Annotated in this window: 16 protein-coding genes and 2 pseudogenes; 7 read left to right on the forward strand and 11 right to left on the reverse strand. The window is 70.4% G+C overall.

Translation table 11 applies throughout. The annotated features are described in order from the left end of the window. Window positions 1-9: 9 nt before the first annotated feature. Window positions 10-720, forward strand: coding sequence for a WD40 repeat domain-containing protein (locus tag ACZ7L1_RS15965; RefSeq protein ID WP_471437649.1), 711 nt, complete (start codon window positions 10-12; stop codon window positions 718-720). 210 nt (window positions 721-930) lie between these two features. Continuing rightward, window positions 931-1,363 (forward strand): annotated as a pseudogene (locus ACZ7L1_RS15970) (ADP-ribosylglycohydrolase family protein); the annotation flags it as partial. A 26-nt stretch (window positions 1,364-1,389) separates the two neighbouring features. Here ACZ7L1_RS15970 and ACZ7L1_RS15975 read toward each other — a convergent pair. Continuing rightward, complete coding sequence (locus ACZ7L1_RS15975) at window positions 1,390-1,767, reverse strand: hypothetical protein (protein ID WP_471437650.1); 378 nt, start codon at window positions 1,765-1,767, stop codon at window positions 1,390-1,392. A 5-nt stretch (window positions 1,768-1,772) separates the two neighbouring features. After that, window positions 1,773-2,866, reverse strand: a pseudogene (locus ACZ7L1_RS15980) (integrase core domain-containing protein). Between the two features lie 99 nt (window positions 2,867-2,965). Here ACZ7L1_RS15980 and ACZ7L1_RS15985 point away from each other — a divergent pair. Beyond that, window positions 2,966-3,307, forward strand: a complete 342-nt coding sequence (locus ACZ7L1_RS15985) for a sulfurtransferase (protein ID WP_471437651.1) — start codon at window positions 2,966-2,968, stop codon at window positions 3,305-3,307. Between the two features lie 33 nt (window positions 3,308-3,340). On the opposite strand, the gene metX is transcribed toward ACZ7L1_RS15985, so the two are convergent. Further along, complete coding sequence (gene metX / locus ACZ7L1_RS15990; RefSeq protein ID WP_471437780.1) at window positions 3,341-4,486, reverse strand: homoserine O-acetyltransferase MetX; 1,146 nt, start codon at window positions 4,484-4,486, stop codon at window positions 3,341-3,343. Then, entirely contained in the window at window positions 4,483-5,844 is a 1,362-nt protein-coding gene (locus ACZ7L1_RS15995) for a bifunctional o-acetylhomoserine/o-acetylserine sulfhydrylase (protein WP_471437653.1), read from the reverse strand. The genes metX and ACZ7L1_RS15995 overlap by 4 nt, the downstream gene beginning before the upstream one ends. Before the next feature lie 540 nt (window positions 5,845-6,384). On the opposite strand from ACZ7L1_RS15995, the gene ACZ7L1_RS16000 reads away from it, so the two are divergent. Continuing rightward, entirely contained in the window at window positions 6,385-6,603 is a 219-nt protein-coding gene (locus tag ACZ7L1_RS16000) for a 2-oxoglutarate and iron-dependent oxygenase domain-containing protein (RefSeq protein ID WP_471437655.1), read from the forward strand. 532 nt (window positions 6,604-7,135) lie between these two features. Here the strand turns inward: ACZ7L1_RS16000 and ACZ7L1_RS16005 are convergent. Continuing rightward, the gene (locus tag ACZ7L1_RS16005; protein WP_471437656.1) at window positions 7,136-7,987 is read right to left on the reverse strand and encodes an alpha/beta fold hydrolase; all 852 of its coding nucleotides are present in this window, start codon (window positions 7,985-7,987) and stop codon (window positions 7,136-7,138) included. Between the two features lie 102 nt (window positions 7,988-8,089). Between ACZ7L1_RS16005 and ACZ7L1_RS16010 the strand changes: the two genes are divergently transcribed. From ACZ7L1_RS16010 to ACZ7L1_RS16020, 3 genes are read left to right on the forward strand one after another with little or no spacing between them, the layout of a single operon-like run. Next, entirely contained in the window at window positions 8,090-8,500 is a 411-nt protein-coding gene (locus ACZ7L1_RS16010) for a winged helix-turn-helix transcriptional regulator (RefSeq protein ID WP_471437658.1), read from the forward strand. 7 nt (window positions 8,501-8,507) lie between these two features. Beyond that, a complete protein-coding gene (locus tag ACZ7L1_RS16015; RefSeq protein ID WP_471437782.1) occupies window positions 8,508-8,765 on the forward strand; it encodes an MFS transporter in 258 nt (85 codons plus the stop codon). Next, entirely contained in the window at window positions 8,765-8,992 is a 228-nt protein-coding gene (locus tag ACZ7L1_RS16020; RefSeq protein WP_471437659.1) for a hypothetical protein, read from the forward strand. The genes ACZ7L1_RS16015 and ACZ7L1_RS16020 overlap by 1 nt, the downstream gene beginning before the upstream one ends. A 190-nt stretch (window positions 8,993-9,182) precedes the next feature. On the opposite strand, the gene ACZ7L1_RS16025 is transcribed toward ACZ7L1_RS16020, so the two are convergent. The 6 genes from ACZ7L1_RS16025 to ACZ7L1_RS16050 all read right to left on the reverse strand — a co-directional run bounded on the left by ACZ7L1_RS16025 (window position 9,183) and on the right by ACZ7L1_RS16050 (window position 16,788). Then, window positions 9,183-10,814: a S53 family peptidase gene (locus ACZ7L1_RS16025; RefSeq protein ID WP_471437661.1), complete on the reverse strand. Its 1,632-nt coding sequence runs from the start codon at window positions 10,812-10,814 to the stop codon at window positions 9,183-9,185. 121 nt (window positions 10,815-10,935) lie between these two features. Next, the gene (locus ACZ7L1_RS16030) at window positions 10,936-13,830 is read right to left on the reverse strand and encodes a helix-turn-helix transcriptional regulator (protein WP_471437663.1); all 2,895 of its coding nucleotides are present in this window, start codon (window positions 13,828-13,830) and stop codon (window positions 10,936-10,938) included. Window positions 13,831-14,236: 406 nt separating this feature from the next. Further along, entirely contained in the window at window positions 14,237-15,739 is a 1,503-nt protein-coding gene (locus ACZ7L1_RS16035) for an MFS transporter (protein ID WP_471437665.1), read from the reverse strand. A 143-nt stretch (window positions 15,740-15,882) separates the two neighbouring features. Then, complete coding sequence (locus tag ACZ7L1_RS16040) at window positions 15,883-16,062, reverse strand: hypothetical protein (protein ID WP_471437667.1); 180 nt, start codon at window positions 16,060-16,062, stop codon at window positions 15,883-15,885. 197 nt (window positions 16,063-16,259) lie between these two features. Next, window positions 16,260-16,400 carry a hypothetical protein gene (locus ACZ7L1_RS16045; protein WP_471437668.1) on the reverse strand — a complete coding sequence of 47 codons (141 nt, stop codon included), beginning with the start codon at window positions 16,398-16,400 and terminating at the stop codon, window positions 16,260-16,262. 85 nt (window positions 16,401-16,485) lie between these two features. Then, entirely contained in the window at window positions 16,486-16,788 is a 303-nt protein-coding gene (locus ACZ7L1_RS16050; protein ID WP_471437670.1) for an SDR family NAD(P)-dependent oxidoreductase, read from the reverse strand. Window positions 16,789-16,874 lie beyond the last annotated feature (86 nt).

Raw genomic sequence — 16,874 nt, forward strand, 5'->3', positions numbered from 1 at the left:
AAGGATGTCTTGGCAGCCGCGACAGAGGTCGGCGTGCAGCGATGGGATTCGTCTTCCGGAACCCCGCTGCAAGAAACTGAGGAGCTCAGCCCGGGGACCATCTGGGGGCTCGACGCCTTCACGGCGGGTGTCGGTAGGACCCTGCTCGTTGGCGCGGGCAACGATCATCTGGTGTATCGCTGGGACGCTGTGACAGGCGCAAAGGCAGGAGTTCCGCTCGCCGGACACCGAAGCAGCGTCAAATGTGTGGCTTCCGGATCTGTTCCCGGACGCGGCGCTCTGATCGCATCGGGGAGCGACGACGGGACCATTCGTAGGTGGGACGCGGCCACCGGGGAACTCATCGGTGTCAGTGAAATGGTGAACGCCGACATCCTCGACATCGACCTCCTGGCATCCCAGGCAGGCATCTCCATCCTCACCTGCGGGGACAGCGACGGTGTACTCCACAGGTGGGACGCAGCCACCGGACAGCCTCTCGGAACGCCCATCGAGACCGGGGAAATGGTGGGCTCCCTTGTCTCCGTCGACATCGCAGGCGAACCCAGGATCATCGCCTCGTCCGAAAGCGGGCTCGTTCGCCAATGGCACGCCGTGACCGGCCTCCTCGTTGACGAATCTTCTGTCGGAATGTCCGTCGCAGCCATGGCTGACGCTGACGGCCGTGTGCTGCTTGCGACGGGCACTGACGACGGGGACATCAGCCTGCGCGCGGTATGACGACCGCTGTTCGCCTTCAGAACCCTTCGCGAATCCGTGGAGCGAAGGTGTGATCTGGACTGTTGTGCGAGGTGGTCCGGGCTGCGAGAGGTCGCGGCATGGCAACGGGACCTGGTTCTGGCGTGAGGCTCTCTACCTCCTCAACACGCCGAGATCGAGGTCCCGTTGGTGCATATCCGTACGTCCGAGTCCGGAGGCCGGCATGAACTCCTGACTCTTGTCGACCCCGACCACCGTGGCCGCTACGCCACAATCCTTGCGCCCGACTGGCACCCTGACCAGGCGACCGAGTTCAACGGTGCCGTCTGGCCTTGCCTGGCTTCCGCTGTCTGGGCCCTGCGCACCACCACCAGCTTCGACGAGGCGATACGCGCGGCGATCGACCTGACGGTGACACGGACACTGTCGCCGCGGTGATCGGAGGCCTCGTGGGGGCGTACTACGGCTGGACGCAATCCCCGCCCATTGGACCCAGCCGTCCAGTTCCCCCTCCCAGGATTCCATGGGCGGGTGCTGCATTTTGGCAGACCTGCTCCACCTTGCACACCGCCTCGCAGAAAGGTTGCGATGCGACAGGTGCAGTAGCCCGCACAGGGTGAACTGGTGGTGTGGGAGTCGCGGCCGTCGTGCAGGGCGGAGGTGACCGGTTTTCTCGAGGAGATGGTGGGCTCACCCCGGAGGATCTTGTGGTGGGAGCCGTCCTTGGGCGATCACGACCGTATCGTCAGTGGTCAACTCCCCCCTCGGACACTCGCTATAACGATACGGAGGCGAGGGCCTCGACCTAACGGTCGCGGTCCTCCTCGCGTTGTCGTACGTGATCGTGATGCCCAGGGCGTCGTAGAGGGGCTCCTTCTTGTCGGCGTCGGCGTCTTGGATACGTTGTGCGATGTCTCCAAGCCTCTCGGTAATCTCCCGGATGTGGTGGGCCGTGAGGGGCGGTTCCTTCTTCCGGGTGAGGGTGGGCAGTGCGTCGAGCTTCTTCTGTGCCGCTTCCCTCTCACGTTGCGCGTCGTTGATCCTGCTCTTGCCGAATACCTCATCCATGCTGGTCAAGCCGCATGCGCGTACTCGTGCAGGGTGCCGCCGAGCCTCGCGCGTCGTCGTATGTCGAGGCGTGCGATCCGCTCCGGATCGTCGATTGGTTCGGGCAACGGACGCAGAGGGCGGGCATCCGCGAGGCCCTGGTGCGGCCTGTGCTCGTTGTAGAAAATCTCGAACTCTCGCAGGGCGTGAAGGAGATGGCGCTGGTTCCAGATCAGTGTCCGGTCCAGCAGTTCTCGGCGGCAGGTTTGCACCCACCGCTCCGTGATCGAATTCCTGCGGGGTATCCGGATGCCGCTGAGGACGATCTCGATGCCAGCGTCCTGGAGGACCGCATCGAACAGCTTGGGGAACTTCCCGTCCCGGTCCCTGATCAGGTAGCGGGCTCGACAGCCGGTGTCCTCGAGGTCCATGACGAGATTTTTTGCGGCCTGGGTCACCCAGGAGGCGGTCGGGTGAGCAGTCGCGCCCAGGATCCGTATGCGCCGGTTCGTGTGCCCTGACCGGAGCACGTACAGCCGTGCTCCGGTCAGGGTGACCGTTTCGAAGAAGTCGCATGCCAGCAGTGCGTCGGCTTGGGAACGCAGGAAGCCCGCCCAGGTGCTCGAGGCTCGCTCGGGCGCTGGGTCGATGCCCGCGTCCTTGAGGATCTCCCAGACGGTGGACGCCGCCACCGTCACCCCGAGGACGAGCAGTTCGCCGTGCAGGCGCCGAGAACCCCAGTTCGGGTTCTCCCTGGCCAGACGCAGTACAAGTGCTCGGATGGAATGCACGGTACGCGGTCGGCCGCCTCGCTTGGGCTGGGAGGCGGCGGCGTGACGTCGGGCGATCAGGTCGCGGTGCCAGCACAGCACCGTGTCCGGCCGGACCAGCAACCGGATCCGGCGAAGCGCCTCTCGCGGCAGACCGTGGAGCAGTGCGGCGAGGAGCGCCCGGTCACCCGCGTCGGATCGCACCCGCTGCCCGCTCAGTTGCCTCTCGAGCACGGCGACCTGGTGGCGCAAGGCCAGGATCTCTAATCCTTCTCCCGGTCACCCATCGGCAGCAGTCGCAGCAACGCGAACGCGTTCGTCACGCCCAGGTATGCCGGTCGCAGCAGCACGACCACCCATCATGTCGCGGTGATCGTGCTCACGTGGGCGCATGCAGACGTCCACCGCGTCACGACGCTCAGACACCCGCGGTAGCTGCTCCCACCTGCATGGATGAGTTATTAGGCAGGGGCACGGCCGGCGGTTTCGACGGCTCCGCTCCCACCCGCTACAGCCGCCGCGGCCACATCCCCGGCAGCCGCAGCCTTCCGGGCCGTGACCTGCTGGACTTCGCGGGCCGTGTGCTGCCCGGCCCCGAACTCGCCGCCCGCGCCGACGCGGTCCTCCACGGCGCCGACTCACCGGTCGTCCTGTACTGCGGCGGCGGCATCTCGGCCGCGGGCACGGCGCCCGCCCTCACCCGGCTCGGCCGGGACGACATTGCCGTCTACGACGGCTCGCTGGAGGAGTGGTCCAAGGATCCGGCGCTGCCGCTGGAACTCGGCGGCTGAGCCGCTCGGCGAGCCGGGACTCCCCGGACCCGCTCAGCGGACGAGCTCTCCCACGAGAGCGGCGACCTGCTCCACCTCGATGAGGAAGCCGTCGTGGCCGTAGGGGGATTCGATCAGCCGGAGGTCATCGGCGGTGGGGATGCCCGACGCCAGTTCCGCCTGCTGGGACGGTGGATAGAGGCGGTCGGAGTCGACCCCGGCCACGAGTGTTCTGGCGGTCACCTGGCGCAGGGCGGCGCGTATGCCGCCGCGGCCCCGGCCGATGTCGTGGCTGTTCATGGCCTCGGACAGGACGACGTAGCTGCCCGCGTCGAAGCGGCGCACCAACTTGGCGGCGTGATGGTCGAGATAGGACTCGACCTGGTACCGGCCGCCGCTCCAGGGGTCCTCCGTGCCCTGGGGCGTACGGCCGAAGCGAACGGCGAGTTCCGGCTCGCTGCGGTAGGTGACGTGGGCGAGCCGTCGGGCCAGGCCGAGTCCGGCGTGTGGTCCTTGACCGGTGTCGTGGTAGTGGCCGCCGCGCCAGTGCGGGTCGGCGCGGATGGCGTGCAGTTGGATGTTCGCCCAGGCGATCTGCTCGGCGCTCGCCGCGGCCGTCGAGGCGAGCAGCAGCAGGGCGCCGGTGCGCTCGGGATACGACACGGCCCATTCCAGTGCCCGCATCCCGCCCATCGAGCCGCCGACCAACAGCGCCCAACGGGCGATACCCAGCGCGTCGGCCAAGTCGGCCTCGACAGCGACTTGGTCACGTTGGGTCAGGAAGGGAAAATCGCCGCCCCAGCGGCGGCCGTCCGGTGTGAGCGACGACGGCCCGGTACTGCCTTGGCAGCCGCCGAGGACGTTCGGCGCCACGACGAACCAGCGGTCCGTGTCCAGGGCCCGTCCCGGTCCGATGAGGCCGTCCCACCAGCCGGGGGTGGGGTGCCCGGGTCCGGCGGGGCCGACCACGTGGCTGTCTCCGGTGAGGGCATGCAGGACGAGGACCGCGTTGGACGCGTCCGACGCGAGCCGCCCCCACGTCTCGAACGCCAGCCGGACGCCCGGCAGTTCACCGCCCGCCTCCAACGGAAGCGCCTTCTCGCGGGCGTACCACTGGCGACGCCCGGGCGGGTCCCCCTCCCGCCAGGCCCCGGTGGCCGGCGGGAGGGGGACCTCGGAGGGCGTCAGTACGGTGTTCAGGACGCGCCCTTGGCCGCGCGGAACCCTGCCTCCAGATCGGCCTTGAGGTCGGCGAGGTTCTCGATGCCGACCGACAGCCGCACCAGGCCGGGGGAGGTGCCGGTGGCCGCCAACTGCTCCTCGTCGAGCTGGCTGTGGGTGGTGGACGCCGGGTGGATGATGAGGCTGCGGACGTCGCCGATGTTGGCGAGGTGACTGAAGAGCTCGACGGCGTCCACGAACCGCTTGCCCGCCTCGATGCCGTCTCGCAACTCGAACGAGACGATGGCACCGGCACCGCGCGGCAGGTACCTCTGCCCGGCCTCGTACCAGCGGCTGGACTCAAGTCCCGGATAGTGGACGGCGGCGGCCTCGTCGCGCTGCTCCAGCCACTCGGCCAGGGCCTGGGCGTTCGCGGAGTGCCGCTCGATGCGCAGGCTCAGCGTCTCCACGCCCTGGAGCAGCAGGAACGCGGAGTGCGGGGAGAGCGCCGGACCAAGGTCACGCAGCAGCTGCACCCGGAGCTTGATGGCGAAGGCGCCGGGGCCGAGGGCGGGCCAGTACTGCAGACCGTGGTAGCTGGGGTCAGGCTCGGTGAAGTCGGGGAAACGGTCGGCGTGGGCGCCGAAGTCGAAGGTGCCGCCGTCCACGACGACACCCGCGATCGCGGTGCCGTGCCCGCCAAGGAACTTGGTCGCCGAGTGCACGACGATGTCCGCGCCGTGCTCGATGGGCCGCAACAGGTAGGGAGTCGGAACCGTGTTGTCCACGATCAGCGGCACACCCGCCGCGTGCGCCACGTCCGCGACCGCCCGCACGTCCAGCACGTTGCCGCGCGGGTTGCCCAGCGTCTCCGCGAACAGCGCCTTGGTGTTCGGCCGGACCGCCGTCCGCCAGGCCTCGGCGTCGTCCGGGTCGTCGACGAAGGACACCTCGATGCCGAACTTGGGCAGCGTGTGCCGGAACAGGTTGTAGGTGCCGCCGTACAGGGAGGTGCTGGAGACGATGTGGTCCCCCGCGCTCGCCAGCGTCAGGATCGCGAGGGTCTCCGCGGCCTGTCCGGAGGACAACGCCACCGCCGCGACCCCGCCCTCCAGCGCGGCGATCCGCTGTTCGAAGACGTCCTGGGTGGGGTTGTGGATACGAGTGTAGATGTTGCCGGGCTCGGCCAGCGAGAACAGGTCGGCGGCGTGCTGGGTGTCCCGGAACACGAACGACGTCGTCTGGTAGATCGGCGTCGCCCGCGCCCCGGTCGTCGGGTCGGGTGCGGCACCCGCATGGATCTGCTTGGTCTCGAAGGACCACGCGGAGGTGTCGGGCCCGGCGGAGGTTTCCTCGGGGGTGTGGCCGGCGGTGACGGAGTCGATGGGCTGGCTCATGGTGCTGCTCCCTGTGCGGAGGGTGAGAGTGGAAAGGCGTGAGGGAACCGCAGCGCTGGAAGCGCCCTCGACGGAGGGCGGCGGTCAGCGTGAAGCGGTGGGAAAGGTGCTGGTCAGAAGCCGGAGCGCGGCGTCAGCTCGCGGCGGAACAACCCGTGGTGGTGACACGCACGTAGTCCACGTGGCGGCGGGTCACGAGCACGGTCATGCAGCCAGATAACCACAGCGGCGGCGGTATTCACCAGCACAACGAGGATGTCTCACGTTGCGGGATGCGTGGTGGACGCACCTTCCCAGGTGTGCTTTGATCCGGTCATGGAGACCTCTGGCACGGCACACACGGTGCTGCTCGACCCGTTCTGGGTGAGCCGCCGCGCCGACCAGTTCGACCAGGTCTGTCGCTGATCGCCGTTCCACGGCTCGCGACCCGTACCCTCTCTCCTTCTCTTTCCGCCTGATCCCGCTTCTGCCACTCAACCGGCCCACGTCCCAGGGCGGTTGTGATGCGCAGTCGGCCTTCCGTGCCGCGAAGGAATCCCCATGGCCCAGCCCACAGCCCTGCCCGTCGTCGACATCTCCCGCTTCCGCGCTCCGGGCGCCGACCGTGACGCCTTCCTCGCCGAACTCCGTTCCGCCGCCCACGAAGTCGGCTTCTTCTACGTCACCGGGCACGGCGTCCCCGCACCACTGCGCGACGAGGTGCTGAGCGCGGCCCGCGCCTTCTTCGCGCTAAGGACGCGGGGATCGACGTCGTGCTGACCGGCGTCCGGATACCGCGCATGAACGTCCGCGGTGACCAGCTGGCCACTGACCACGACCCGGAAGCCGATCTCGGAGTTGACCGGTGCCCCGACCGGGGACTCCCCCCAGTCGAAGTGCAGGACCACACCGGTGAACCAGTGCCACCACCGGTCGGCCAGCGGGACCCGTGGGCCCAGGTTGTACGGCGCCAGGGCGCGGTCGATCTGGTCCTCCGTGCGGACCGGGCGCAGCCCGCGGTAGTTGGACGTCGGGTCGAGGAACCACGCGGCGAGCAGGTCCGGAGCTGGACAAGCAGATCCACGCCGCCTCCGAGATCTCCGACCCCGCCAAGCAGACCGCCCGCGCAAACGCCAGCGAACGTGAGGAACTGGCGCAGTACGCCTTCCTGCCCCTCTTCAGCGGTCCGTCCGTCTACGGCGTCAGGAAGGGGCCGGCCAATGTCGGCGCCACGATCTTCGGCACGCCGCTGCCGGAGACCGTCGGCTGGCAGAAGTGGCTCACGAGCGCGGCGGCCGCCCGGCGCGTCCGGTCACGCTGCGCTCGGGTCGTAGCCGGCCAGGAAGGGGCGCACCAGGGCGAGCAGGGCCTCCGGCCGGTGCAGCGGGATGATGTGGCCGCAGTCGTCGATGACGTGTCCGGTGAGATCGTCGGTGACGGACCGGAGTTGGCGTTCCAGCGCCGAGCCGACGGGGCGGGCGCCCAGCGCCATCGTCGGCACGGTCAGGCGGGCCGTGCAGGCCGCCCGCTCGATCTGTGCCGCGCTCTCGGGCAGGGCCCGGTAGTACGAGAACGCACGGCTCAACGCCTCCCGGCCGGTGTAGGCGCGGACGAAGGCGTCCCGGATGTCGGGGCGTACCCCGTCACCTAGCGTGCCGGCCCGCAGGAACCAGTCGACGTAGGCCGCCTCGTTCCCCGCCAGCACGGTCTCGGCGAGGCCGGGCGCGGCGGCGTGAAAGCCGAACCACCAGGGCGGCCCGTCGGCGAGGAAGTCCTCGGCGCCGGGCAGCCTTCCCAGCAGGGACTCCATGACGACCAGGCGCCCGACGAGGCCGGGGCGGCGCATGGCGAGGAGGAAGGCCGGCGGCGCGCCGGCGTCGACGGCCACCACAGCGGCCGAGGACACCCCGAGCGCGCCGAGGAGCGCCGCGGCGTCGTCGGCCAGGGTGCCCGCGTCGTACCCGGAGGCAGCGGGGCCGCTCGCGCCGAAGCCGCGCAGGTCCGGCGCGATGACGCGGTGGCTGCCCGACAGGCCGGCCATGGTGTCGGTCCACACCTGCCAGGTGTGCGGGAAGCCGTGCAACAGCAGGACGGCCGGGCCGGCTCCGGCGAGGGCGACGTTCAGTTCGACGCCGTTGACGGCAACGCGGCGCAGTTCGGGCATGGCGGGACTCCGAAGCCTGGTGAGGAAGGGTGACGTGGTCACCGTAGGGAACTAGGCTGTCCCGCCCAAGACGGCACTTTCCCTTCAGGTGGTGAGCTCCAGGTGACCACGTCGGGTCCCGACGGACATGACAGGCGGCCAGGTGAGCGTGGCGACCTGCTGGACCCGCGCTGCCCGACACGTCAGCTGCTCGACCGCATCGGCACCAAGTGGACGTCGATGACGGTCAAAGTGCTGGCCGAGGAGTCCCCGCACGAGGTCCGCTTCGCGGAGCTGCGGCGCCGTGTCCCGGGCATCTCGCAGAAGATGCTGTCCGCCACGCTGCAGAGCCTGGCCCGCGACGGCCTGGTGGCGCGCCGCGTGGAGCCCACCGTGCCGCCTGCGGTGCACTACCGTCTCACCGAGCTGGGCCTGTCCCTGGAAGGTCCGCTTTCCGTCCTGCGGCTCTGGGCCGAGACACATATGCCGGAGATCGACCGCAACAACCGGGCTGCCGACCAGTCCTCGACGTGAGCTGCTCCTGACCACCATGGTGCTCTTGGGCCATGCCCCGTTGTGGATGCTGTATGTGCTGTCGTTCGCCCTCGGCTGCGTGTTCACGGTCGAGAACCCCGCGCGACTGTCCTTCGTCACGGAACTGGTCGGCCGGGCGCTGATCCCGAAGGCGGCCGGACTGAACATCCCGTCCCTCAACGCTGCCCGCCTGATCGGTCCGGCGATCGCCGGTGTGCTCATAGTCAGCAGTCGGAGGTCGGCGACGCCATGCGGGGCAGGGTGATGTCGGTCTACACGGTGATCTCCATGGGCGGCAGCCCAATCGGCGGCCCCGCCATCGGCTGGATCTCCCAGCACGCGGGCGTGCGGTGGGGGCTGGCCGTCGGCGCCGTGACGGCCGTCGTGTCCGCTGCCGCGGTGGCGTTGTGGCTGACACTCAGCTCTACCGGGACTCCTGCAGAAGGCCCCGGCGTTCACGCCGGGGATGAATGCATCTCAAGGCTGCTCTGAGGTGCGCGTTGGAGCGGGCGTTGTTGCTGCTCTCTCCTCGTCGGCGGTCTTCCGAGGCGGCCATCAGGGGCGGGGACCACGTGCCGCTCGCTCCACCGCTGTTCCTCCGGGACGCGCAATCGGAGGTTCCGACGTCACGCGGCAGCGCGGGCCGGGGATCACTGCCGGCCCGCGCTCTGTCGGTCGGTCGTCAACCGAGCAGCTTGGTCGCCAGTGTGGCGGCGTTGTACGAGCCCCAGCCGGTGGTGAAGTCCCACCCGGTGGCCGCGGAGTAGGCGCCGTTGCTGCCGCTGGTGATGTCGTGGAAGCCGGTGCCGCTCGCCGCGTAGAGGGCGGGGTTGGCGAAGCCGAGCTTGGCCTTGCCGGCCGCCGCGGCCTGCTGGTTGTAGAGGGCCGCGAACGCCGCCCACTCGGGGGCCGCGGCGCTGGTGCCGCCGACCGAGCTCCAGGAGCCCTGCGAGTAGATCGAGACGCCGGGGCTGGGGTTGGCGTGGGCCGAGACGTCCGGCACCTGGCGGTAGCCGCCGCCGGCGCTCTTCTGCACCGCCGTCTGCCAGCTCGGGATCTTGAAGACGGAGGACTTGCCGCCACCGCCGCCGGACCAGGCCACCTCCTTGCTCCAGGCGTTGGACGAGGTGACGGTCAGCTTGGTGCCGCCGACCCCGGTGACGTACGGGTCGCTGGCCGGGTAGTCGACGGAGGTGCCGCCGTCGCCCGCGTCGTCGGAGCCGCTGTCGCCGGAGGCCGCGTAGAAGCCGAGGCCCTGGGCGGCGCCGCTCTTGAAGACGGCGTCGACCGCGTTGATGCCCGAGGTGGTGCGGGCGCTCTCGGCGGCACCCCAGCTGATCGAGGTGGTCGGGATGCCGCTGTCGACGATGGCCTGGTAGGTGTCGACCTCGCCCGCGTCGGAGTTGGGGCCCTCGAACACGGTGACGTTCGCCTTGGGGGCGATCGCGTGCAGCACCTCGATGTCCAGCTCGACCTCGACCTGGCCGTCGCCGAGCGCGCCGGACCCGCCGTCCACCTTCTGCACGGTCGGGGTGGGTGAACCCAGGCTGTAGTTGTTGTCGTACGTGGTGATGTTGGACTGCTGGAAGCCGTCGAACTCAAGCAGCGCGATCTTCTGGCCGCTTCCGGTGTACGTGCCGGAGACGTTGTAGCCGCCCTTGAGCTGGGCCGGCGTGTACCCGCCGCCCGGGCCGTTGTGGGGGGATACGGTGCGCGGGGTCGCCTGACGGTGCAGCTGGACGCGGTTGTTGAGGCCAGCCACGTCGCTGACGATCGAGGCGATGGCGGTCGGCAGCGTCGGCGCGCTGTCGTTGGCGTAGAAGGAACGCCCCGTCTTCGCGTCCTTCCAGGTCGACAGCTTGGTGCCGAAGGCCTTCTCCAGCTGGGCGGCGGTGCCGCCGGCGTCGACCAGCAGGTTGCCCGAGTGGACGGTGCCGACGGTCAGGCCCTGGGCGTGAAGGTAGTCCTTGAGCTGCTTGATCTCGGCGTCGGTCCGGCCGAAGCGGGCGGCGAACTGGTGCTTCGTCAGGTAGTGGCCGTAGGAACTCGACCGCGGGTCGCTGACCTCGGCGACGAAGGTGTCCAGTGCGGTGCCGCCTCTGGGAGTCAGGCTGATCGCCACCGATATCCGCTTGCCGGCCGCGACGTTTCCGGTGCGGGCCGCGCTGTGCTGCAGGCCCGGCAGGACGTCTCCGGCGATGGCGGCACGGGTCGCGTGCGGCTGCGGGGCGTTCGCGGCATGGGCTGCGGGGACGACCGCGGTGACCAGGGCCGGCGCGGCGACCAGACCGAGCAGTTTCAGACGTGACTTCACTGAAGTCCTCCGGGGAGTGGGGGAGTTGTTCCGGAAGCAGAACGGCTTCACCGTAGAAACACGGAGCCCACCCCCATAAGCGGGGGAACCCTTGCGTTACGAGTTAACAGCCGATGTCACGTCAACGGCGGGTGTCGAGAGCACGGCGGGCCTGGGTATCGCTGGACCGGCTCACCATCACGGCCTGCTCCGGAGACTTCACTTGGCCGTCCTCGGAGTCGACGGACGCCCCGGAGGCGATGACGGCGACCGCCATCGCGTGGGCGAGCGCGGTGCGTGAGCGGACCCCGACCTTGCGGTAGACCCGCGACAGGGTCCCTTCCACCGTCTTGACGCTGATGAACAGCTTCGCGGCGACTTCCCGGTTGGTGGCCCCGCCCCCGACCAGCTCGGCGATCCTGGCCTCTGCGGGAGTGAGTTCGGGTCCGTTCTCGCCCGCCTCGCCGCTCCTGTCTCCGTCCAGCCGCGACAGCTCGTCCCGCGCCCGCGCCGCGAGCGGAGCGGCGCCGATCCGCGAGGCGGTCTCCAGCGCCTCACCGAGAGCCGCGCGGGCCGCGCTCCTGCGGCGCGAGCGGCGCTCGACGGCGCCGAGCGCGATCAGGGTGCGCACCAGCTCGATGGGCAAGGGAAGGTGACGCAGACGGTCCACGGCGGCACGCAGCCGCGCCGCCCCCTGCTTCGCCCGGCCGATCCCCGCCTCACGCAGCCCTTCCGCCCGCTCCAGAGCCGCCAGCACGCTGCCGGGCGTGTCGTCGCCCACGCGAGCGTAGGCCTCACGGACGACAGCCTCCGCCTCGTCCGCCTCGCCCAGGAGGACCAGGGCTTCGGCCAGGTCGCCGTACCAGTGCAGCAAGGGTGGGTCGGAGGCACACATGGCGGTCCCGAGTTCTCTTACGCGCTGTAGTGCCTCTACTGCGGACGCGGCTCCCCGGGGGTCTCCGCCGAGCAGTTCGGCCTGCCCGAGCACGGCCAGCGCACGCAGCAGGAACAGCCGGTCGCCGTCGGCTTCCGAGGCGCGTACCGCCTGCTCGGCCAGCTGCCGGGCTTCCTCGGCGGTGCCGCCCGCGACAGCCGCCAGCGCGGCCGCGTACAACGCGGGAGCCGCCTGAGCCATGGCGCGTGAGCAGCGCGCCGCGGTGTGCAGTGCCTCGCGGCAGTGTCCGGCCCGCACCTGGATCCGGGTCAGTGACACCAGCGTCGCCATGACCTCCTCTACGCCGGCGAACTCCCCAATCGCAGCCAGGAGTTCGGCAACCTGCTCCTGGGCCTCGATCACCCTGTCGGAGTCCAGGGCGAGGATCGCCCGCATCCGGAGCAGCCGCCAGCTCTGCGGACCGCCGTCGGTGCCTCCGGCCAGGGCGAGTGCCTCCTCCAGTGCGACGTCCGCCTGGGCCGGATCGCCGGCCAGGGACCGCACCCGGGCGAGAGTGGCCAGCGCCCCTATCCGGGTCTCTGTGTCGCCCGCCACGGCCGCCTGCCGGGCAGCGAGCCGGGCATGCCGGGCTGCCTCCTCCAACTCCCCGCACAGCAGGCCGCGTACGGCCGCCCAGTGGTGCAGCGGGGCCTCGGCCTCCGGATCGCCCACCGCATCCCGGAGTCCTTCCTTGATCAGCGCCTGGGCACCTTCCAGCGCCTGCCCGGCGTTGCGCAGCAGGACCAGCCGGGCCCGCACCCGACGGCGTGCCGAGCCCGATAGCGCGAGGACCGTCTCGGCGGCCTCGGCCGCCTCCTGAAGCTGCCCGGCGTCGCACGCGTACTCCGCCGCGGCCAGCAGCCGGTCGGCCCGGTCCGCGGGACGGTCGCCGGGGGTGCGGCGGGCGGCGAGCCCGGCCAGTTCGCAAGCGGTGCCGAGCGCGCCGTCGCGGCGCGCGGACTCCGCCGCGGACATCAGTGTGCGGGCGGTGTCCTCGTCCTCGTGCGGGCGGGCGTAAGCGAGGTGGCGGGCCTGTTCGACGGGCTCGGTGATGGCGCAGGCCAGCAGCGCGTGCGCCAGCCGGCGGTCGTTCTCCGGTGCGTCGGCATACACGGCGACCCGGATCAGCGGATGCCGGAAACGTACGGTTCCGTCGGCGTCGGTCGTCGCCACGCCGAGTCGTTCGGCCTCCGCCAGGTCCCCGGCGGGGTCGGGGAGCCCGGCGGCGCGCAGCAGGGTGAGGTCTGGGCGGGCGGCGGCGCTCGTGACCAGGAGAGTGCGCCGCGCCGTCGCCGGCAGCGTGCGCGTCCGGTCCAGCAGTAGGGTGCGCAGCCTTCGGGGCACGGGCAGCGTCGGGGTGAAGGCCATGGGCGCCGGGCCGCGCAGGGCTATCGCTCGCCCCAACTCCAGTGCGTACAGCGGGTTTCCAGCGGCGGTGTCCTGGATCGCCCGCAGCGCCCCCGGTGGCAGGTCGGCACCGGTGCCGGCGCGCACGAGACGGGCCACCTCGTTGTCCGTCAGCGGCGGCACCGGGAGTTCGGTCGTGCCCGGCGGGCAGCAACGCAGTCGCTCGGGCTGTTCACCGTCCGCCACCCGCTCGGCGGCCACCACCTGTATGTCCAGGTCCCCGAGGCGGTGCACGGCGAAGGCCAGCACCTCGGCCGTGGACTCGTCGAGCCACTGCAGGCCGTCGAGCACCAGCACGACGGGGCCGGTGGCGGCCAGAGCGCGCAGCACGTCGAGGACGGCGAGGCGCACCGCGAGTCGGCTGTGGCCGTCTGCCGGTTCCGTGCCGCGCATCAGGGCCGCCTTCAGTGCCGTCCGGGGCTCGGGCGCGAGGCTCTCCAGGCAGCTCTCCGGCACCCGCGCGAACAGGTCGACGAGCCCGACGAACGGGAGCCGGGCGTCCTCCTCCGCGGGCGAGCAGTGCAGCACAGTGCCGACCGACGGGGCCTGCGCCGCCAGGGACGCCATAAGGGCTGCCACGAGCATGGACTTGCCGATCCCCATGGGACCGTGGAAGAGCACTCCGGGACGGGCAGCCAGTTCGGTCCGGGCGGCGTGGAGCAGCTCGCGGCGCCCGGTCAGTGACCGTGCTCCCACTGCAGCCGCCCATCCTCTGCCCTGGGGGTGGCGCCCGTGGCCTTAGCGCGTGATCCGTCCAGTGACGGGTTACACCCGGCACCGAGTGCGGAGCCATCGGTACGGCGAGTGCGGCAGGTTGCAGGACGGAGGACCATGTGTTCATGACAACCCGCACGGATTCGCGTTGTCAATGACGGCTCTCCCGCGGCCTGTTCGCCACGGCCCTCGGCAGTCGGTGTCATGTGACACCCGGCCCGCTCCTGCCGTGAAGGAACCCTCATGGGCGTCCGGCGCTCGTCACTGCTCCACCCTTCCGTCGATGCACTCGCGCAACAGGTCGACGTGTCCGCCGCGACGGGCATGGTCCGCGATCCTGTGCACCACCAGCTCCCGGATCGCGCTCTGGTCCTCGCCGCACACTCGCTCAGGTCCGGGTGCTCGGCCGGCGCGGCCTCGGTCGCGGCCTGCCCAGCGCCGGCTCCATGGAAGTCCGCGCCCTTCGCGCTGTACAGCTTCGGCAGTGGCTCATCGTCGCTGAGCCAATTGCGCGAGGCCCGTTCCACCTCGGCGAGGTACCCGAGCAGGCCGAGCACCGACGTCGTCGAGGGCAGAACTGGCGAGGCCCTCTACGCTGTAGCCGGAACGCGAGCGCAGCCCTGTCCTTGCCGAAAACCTCATCCGCCCTGCTCAGGCCGCATGTTGGTACTGGTGGAGGAGCCCGCCGAGGCGGTCGGTTCGACGTATGGCGAGGCGCTCCGAGGAGGGAGGAGCCGGTGACGGATCCGATCTGGCGGAAGGCGTTGACGGCTCCGGAGGCCATGCCGGCGCGTTCGTGGGAGACGCTGACCAGGGCGGCGGCGGTGCTCGGCGCGGCCACCATCCCGCTTGCAGCCCCGAAGAGCGCGAACAGCCACCACACCCGGGCGTAGGGGGTGGTCGGATCCAGCGTGGTGAGTCCGGCCGTGGCGGCGGTTCCCATGACGAAGCCCAGGGTCAGCGGGAGCTTGAAGCCGGTGCGGCGGATCACGCGTCCGGTCGCATAGCTGACGATGACGTAGACGCCGAAGAAGGCCAGCAGCCTCCATCCCACGTCCAAGGCGGACAGGTGCTGGACGCGCTCGTAGAAGGGCACCGACAGGATGGCCAGTCCGGTGAAGCCGAACAGGGAGACGGCCGTGACGAACATGACCGCGCTGAAGGACACCGACCGGAACAGGGTGATGTCCAGCATGGGTGTGCGGCCGGCGCGCTCGACGAGGACGAAACCGGCCAGGGCCGCGGCCGCGATGATCCAGGCAGTGAGGATGCGGGGGCTGGTGTAGCCGTCGTGTCCGCCTTCGATGAGGGCGTAGACGAGGGCGGCGATGCCCAGGACGGCCAGGACCTGGCCGGGGATGTCGAGCTTGCCCTCGGGTCCGCATGATTCGGCGACGAAGATGGCGGCGGCCATGGTGACCACGGCGAGGACGGCGGTCGACAGGAAGACCATGTTCCAGTGGAAATGGTCCAGCAGTGTGCCCGCGATCAGTGGGCCGGCGGCGAGTCCGATGCCGGAGGCGGCCGCCCACATGGTGACAACTTCGGTGCGCCGGTGGGGGTCGGGGAACGTGGCGCCCAGGATGGCCAGGCTGTCGGGCAGGATGAGCGCGCCACCGAGGCCGGAGACGAGCTGGCCGACGGTGACGCCTCCCGCCGAACCCGCCGTGTAGACGATGAGTGACCCGATGATCATGACCGCGGCGCCAGTGACGAAGGTGCGCTTGCGGCCGTAGAGGTTGGCGATGGTGCCCGCGGACATCACCAGACTGGCCACGAGCAGGGTGTACGCGGAGGGGATCCAGACGAGGCCGGTCGGGGAGACGTGCAGGTCGTCCTGGATGGCGGAGAGCGCCGACACCGATGCGGTGATCAGCAGGAAGGTCGTCATGGCGCCCAGGCACATCGCGATGAGCGTGACGGTGGCAGCGAGCCGGGAGGGCTGGTTCGGGGAGGGCCGGAGACCGGTTTGCCTGCCGGTCGGCGGAGCCGGCCGGGGGCGGGGGAAGGAGTCGAAGTCACGGTGTCCTCGTCTCAGCCGAGCTGCGGGTAAAGAGCCGCGACGCCACCGGAGAGGTCGGCCTGGACCTGGCGGCCGCGGTCGTCGACGACGATCTCGGCAGCCCCGGAGGCAATGCCGTCGACGGCCGCGCGGGCGACGTCCGCCGGGTCGGTCTTGGGCCCGTCGACATGGCGGGCCATGTCGGTGTCCATGTAGCCGACGTGGAGTCCGGAGACGGTGATGCCCCGGGGCGCGAGCTGCGGACGCAGCGCGTTGGTCAGGCTCCACTCCGCGGACTTCGCCGCTGGGGCCGTGGCCGGTCGGGCGGTACCTCCCCCAGCCGCAGAAGGCTTAGCGATCGGATGACGGCGGGTGGTCTCGGCGCGGACTGCCAGGGCAACCGCAAGGTCTACTGGGCTTGCACCGGGCCGGACTGGTCCCAGCTGGGGGCCAGCACCTTCCGGTGGACGTCCTCGCCGTGGACCCTCTCCGTCTCCGGCCTGCTCGTCCGCGGGGAGAGCGTGCGCTGGGGCAGGCCGGAGTGCAGCATCAGTATGACCGGACCCACAGCTCCCGCCTCGCGCCGTCCTGGCGAGCCTGGGGCGGTCAGCCGAACGAACCTGACCTGGCGGGAGTCATCGATATTGCGGGGCGAGCGGGGTTGCTCGCCTGAGGCGGCCGGGCAGATCGTGGAAGAATTGCTCGAGGCTACCGGTGTCGGTGGCATCGAACGTCGTGGTGCCGACAGGCTCGATCCCACGCGCAGCTCGCTCCAGCTTTTCGGGGTCGCGGCCGACCAGAATCACCTGGCCCCCGTCAGCGCGCACCTGGCGGGCGGTTTCGAGTCCGATGCCCGCGCTGCCGCCGATCACTACCACAGTCTGGTCGGCGAGGTTGGGCCGGCGGTGGGTGCCAGGAACACCGGGTGTGGCAGTCACGTCGAAACGCCTTCGAGCGCGGTCATATCTCCGTCTGGTCCTGTCTACTGCCCCTCATCCCTACCTCCAGGTTTCGGTCTCATGGC

The organism is Streptomyces sp. NPDC107546 (assembly GCF_055639175.1).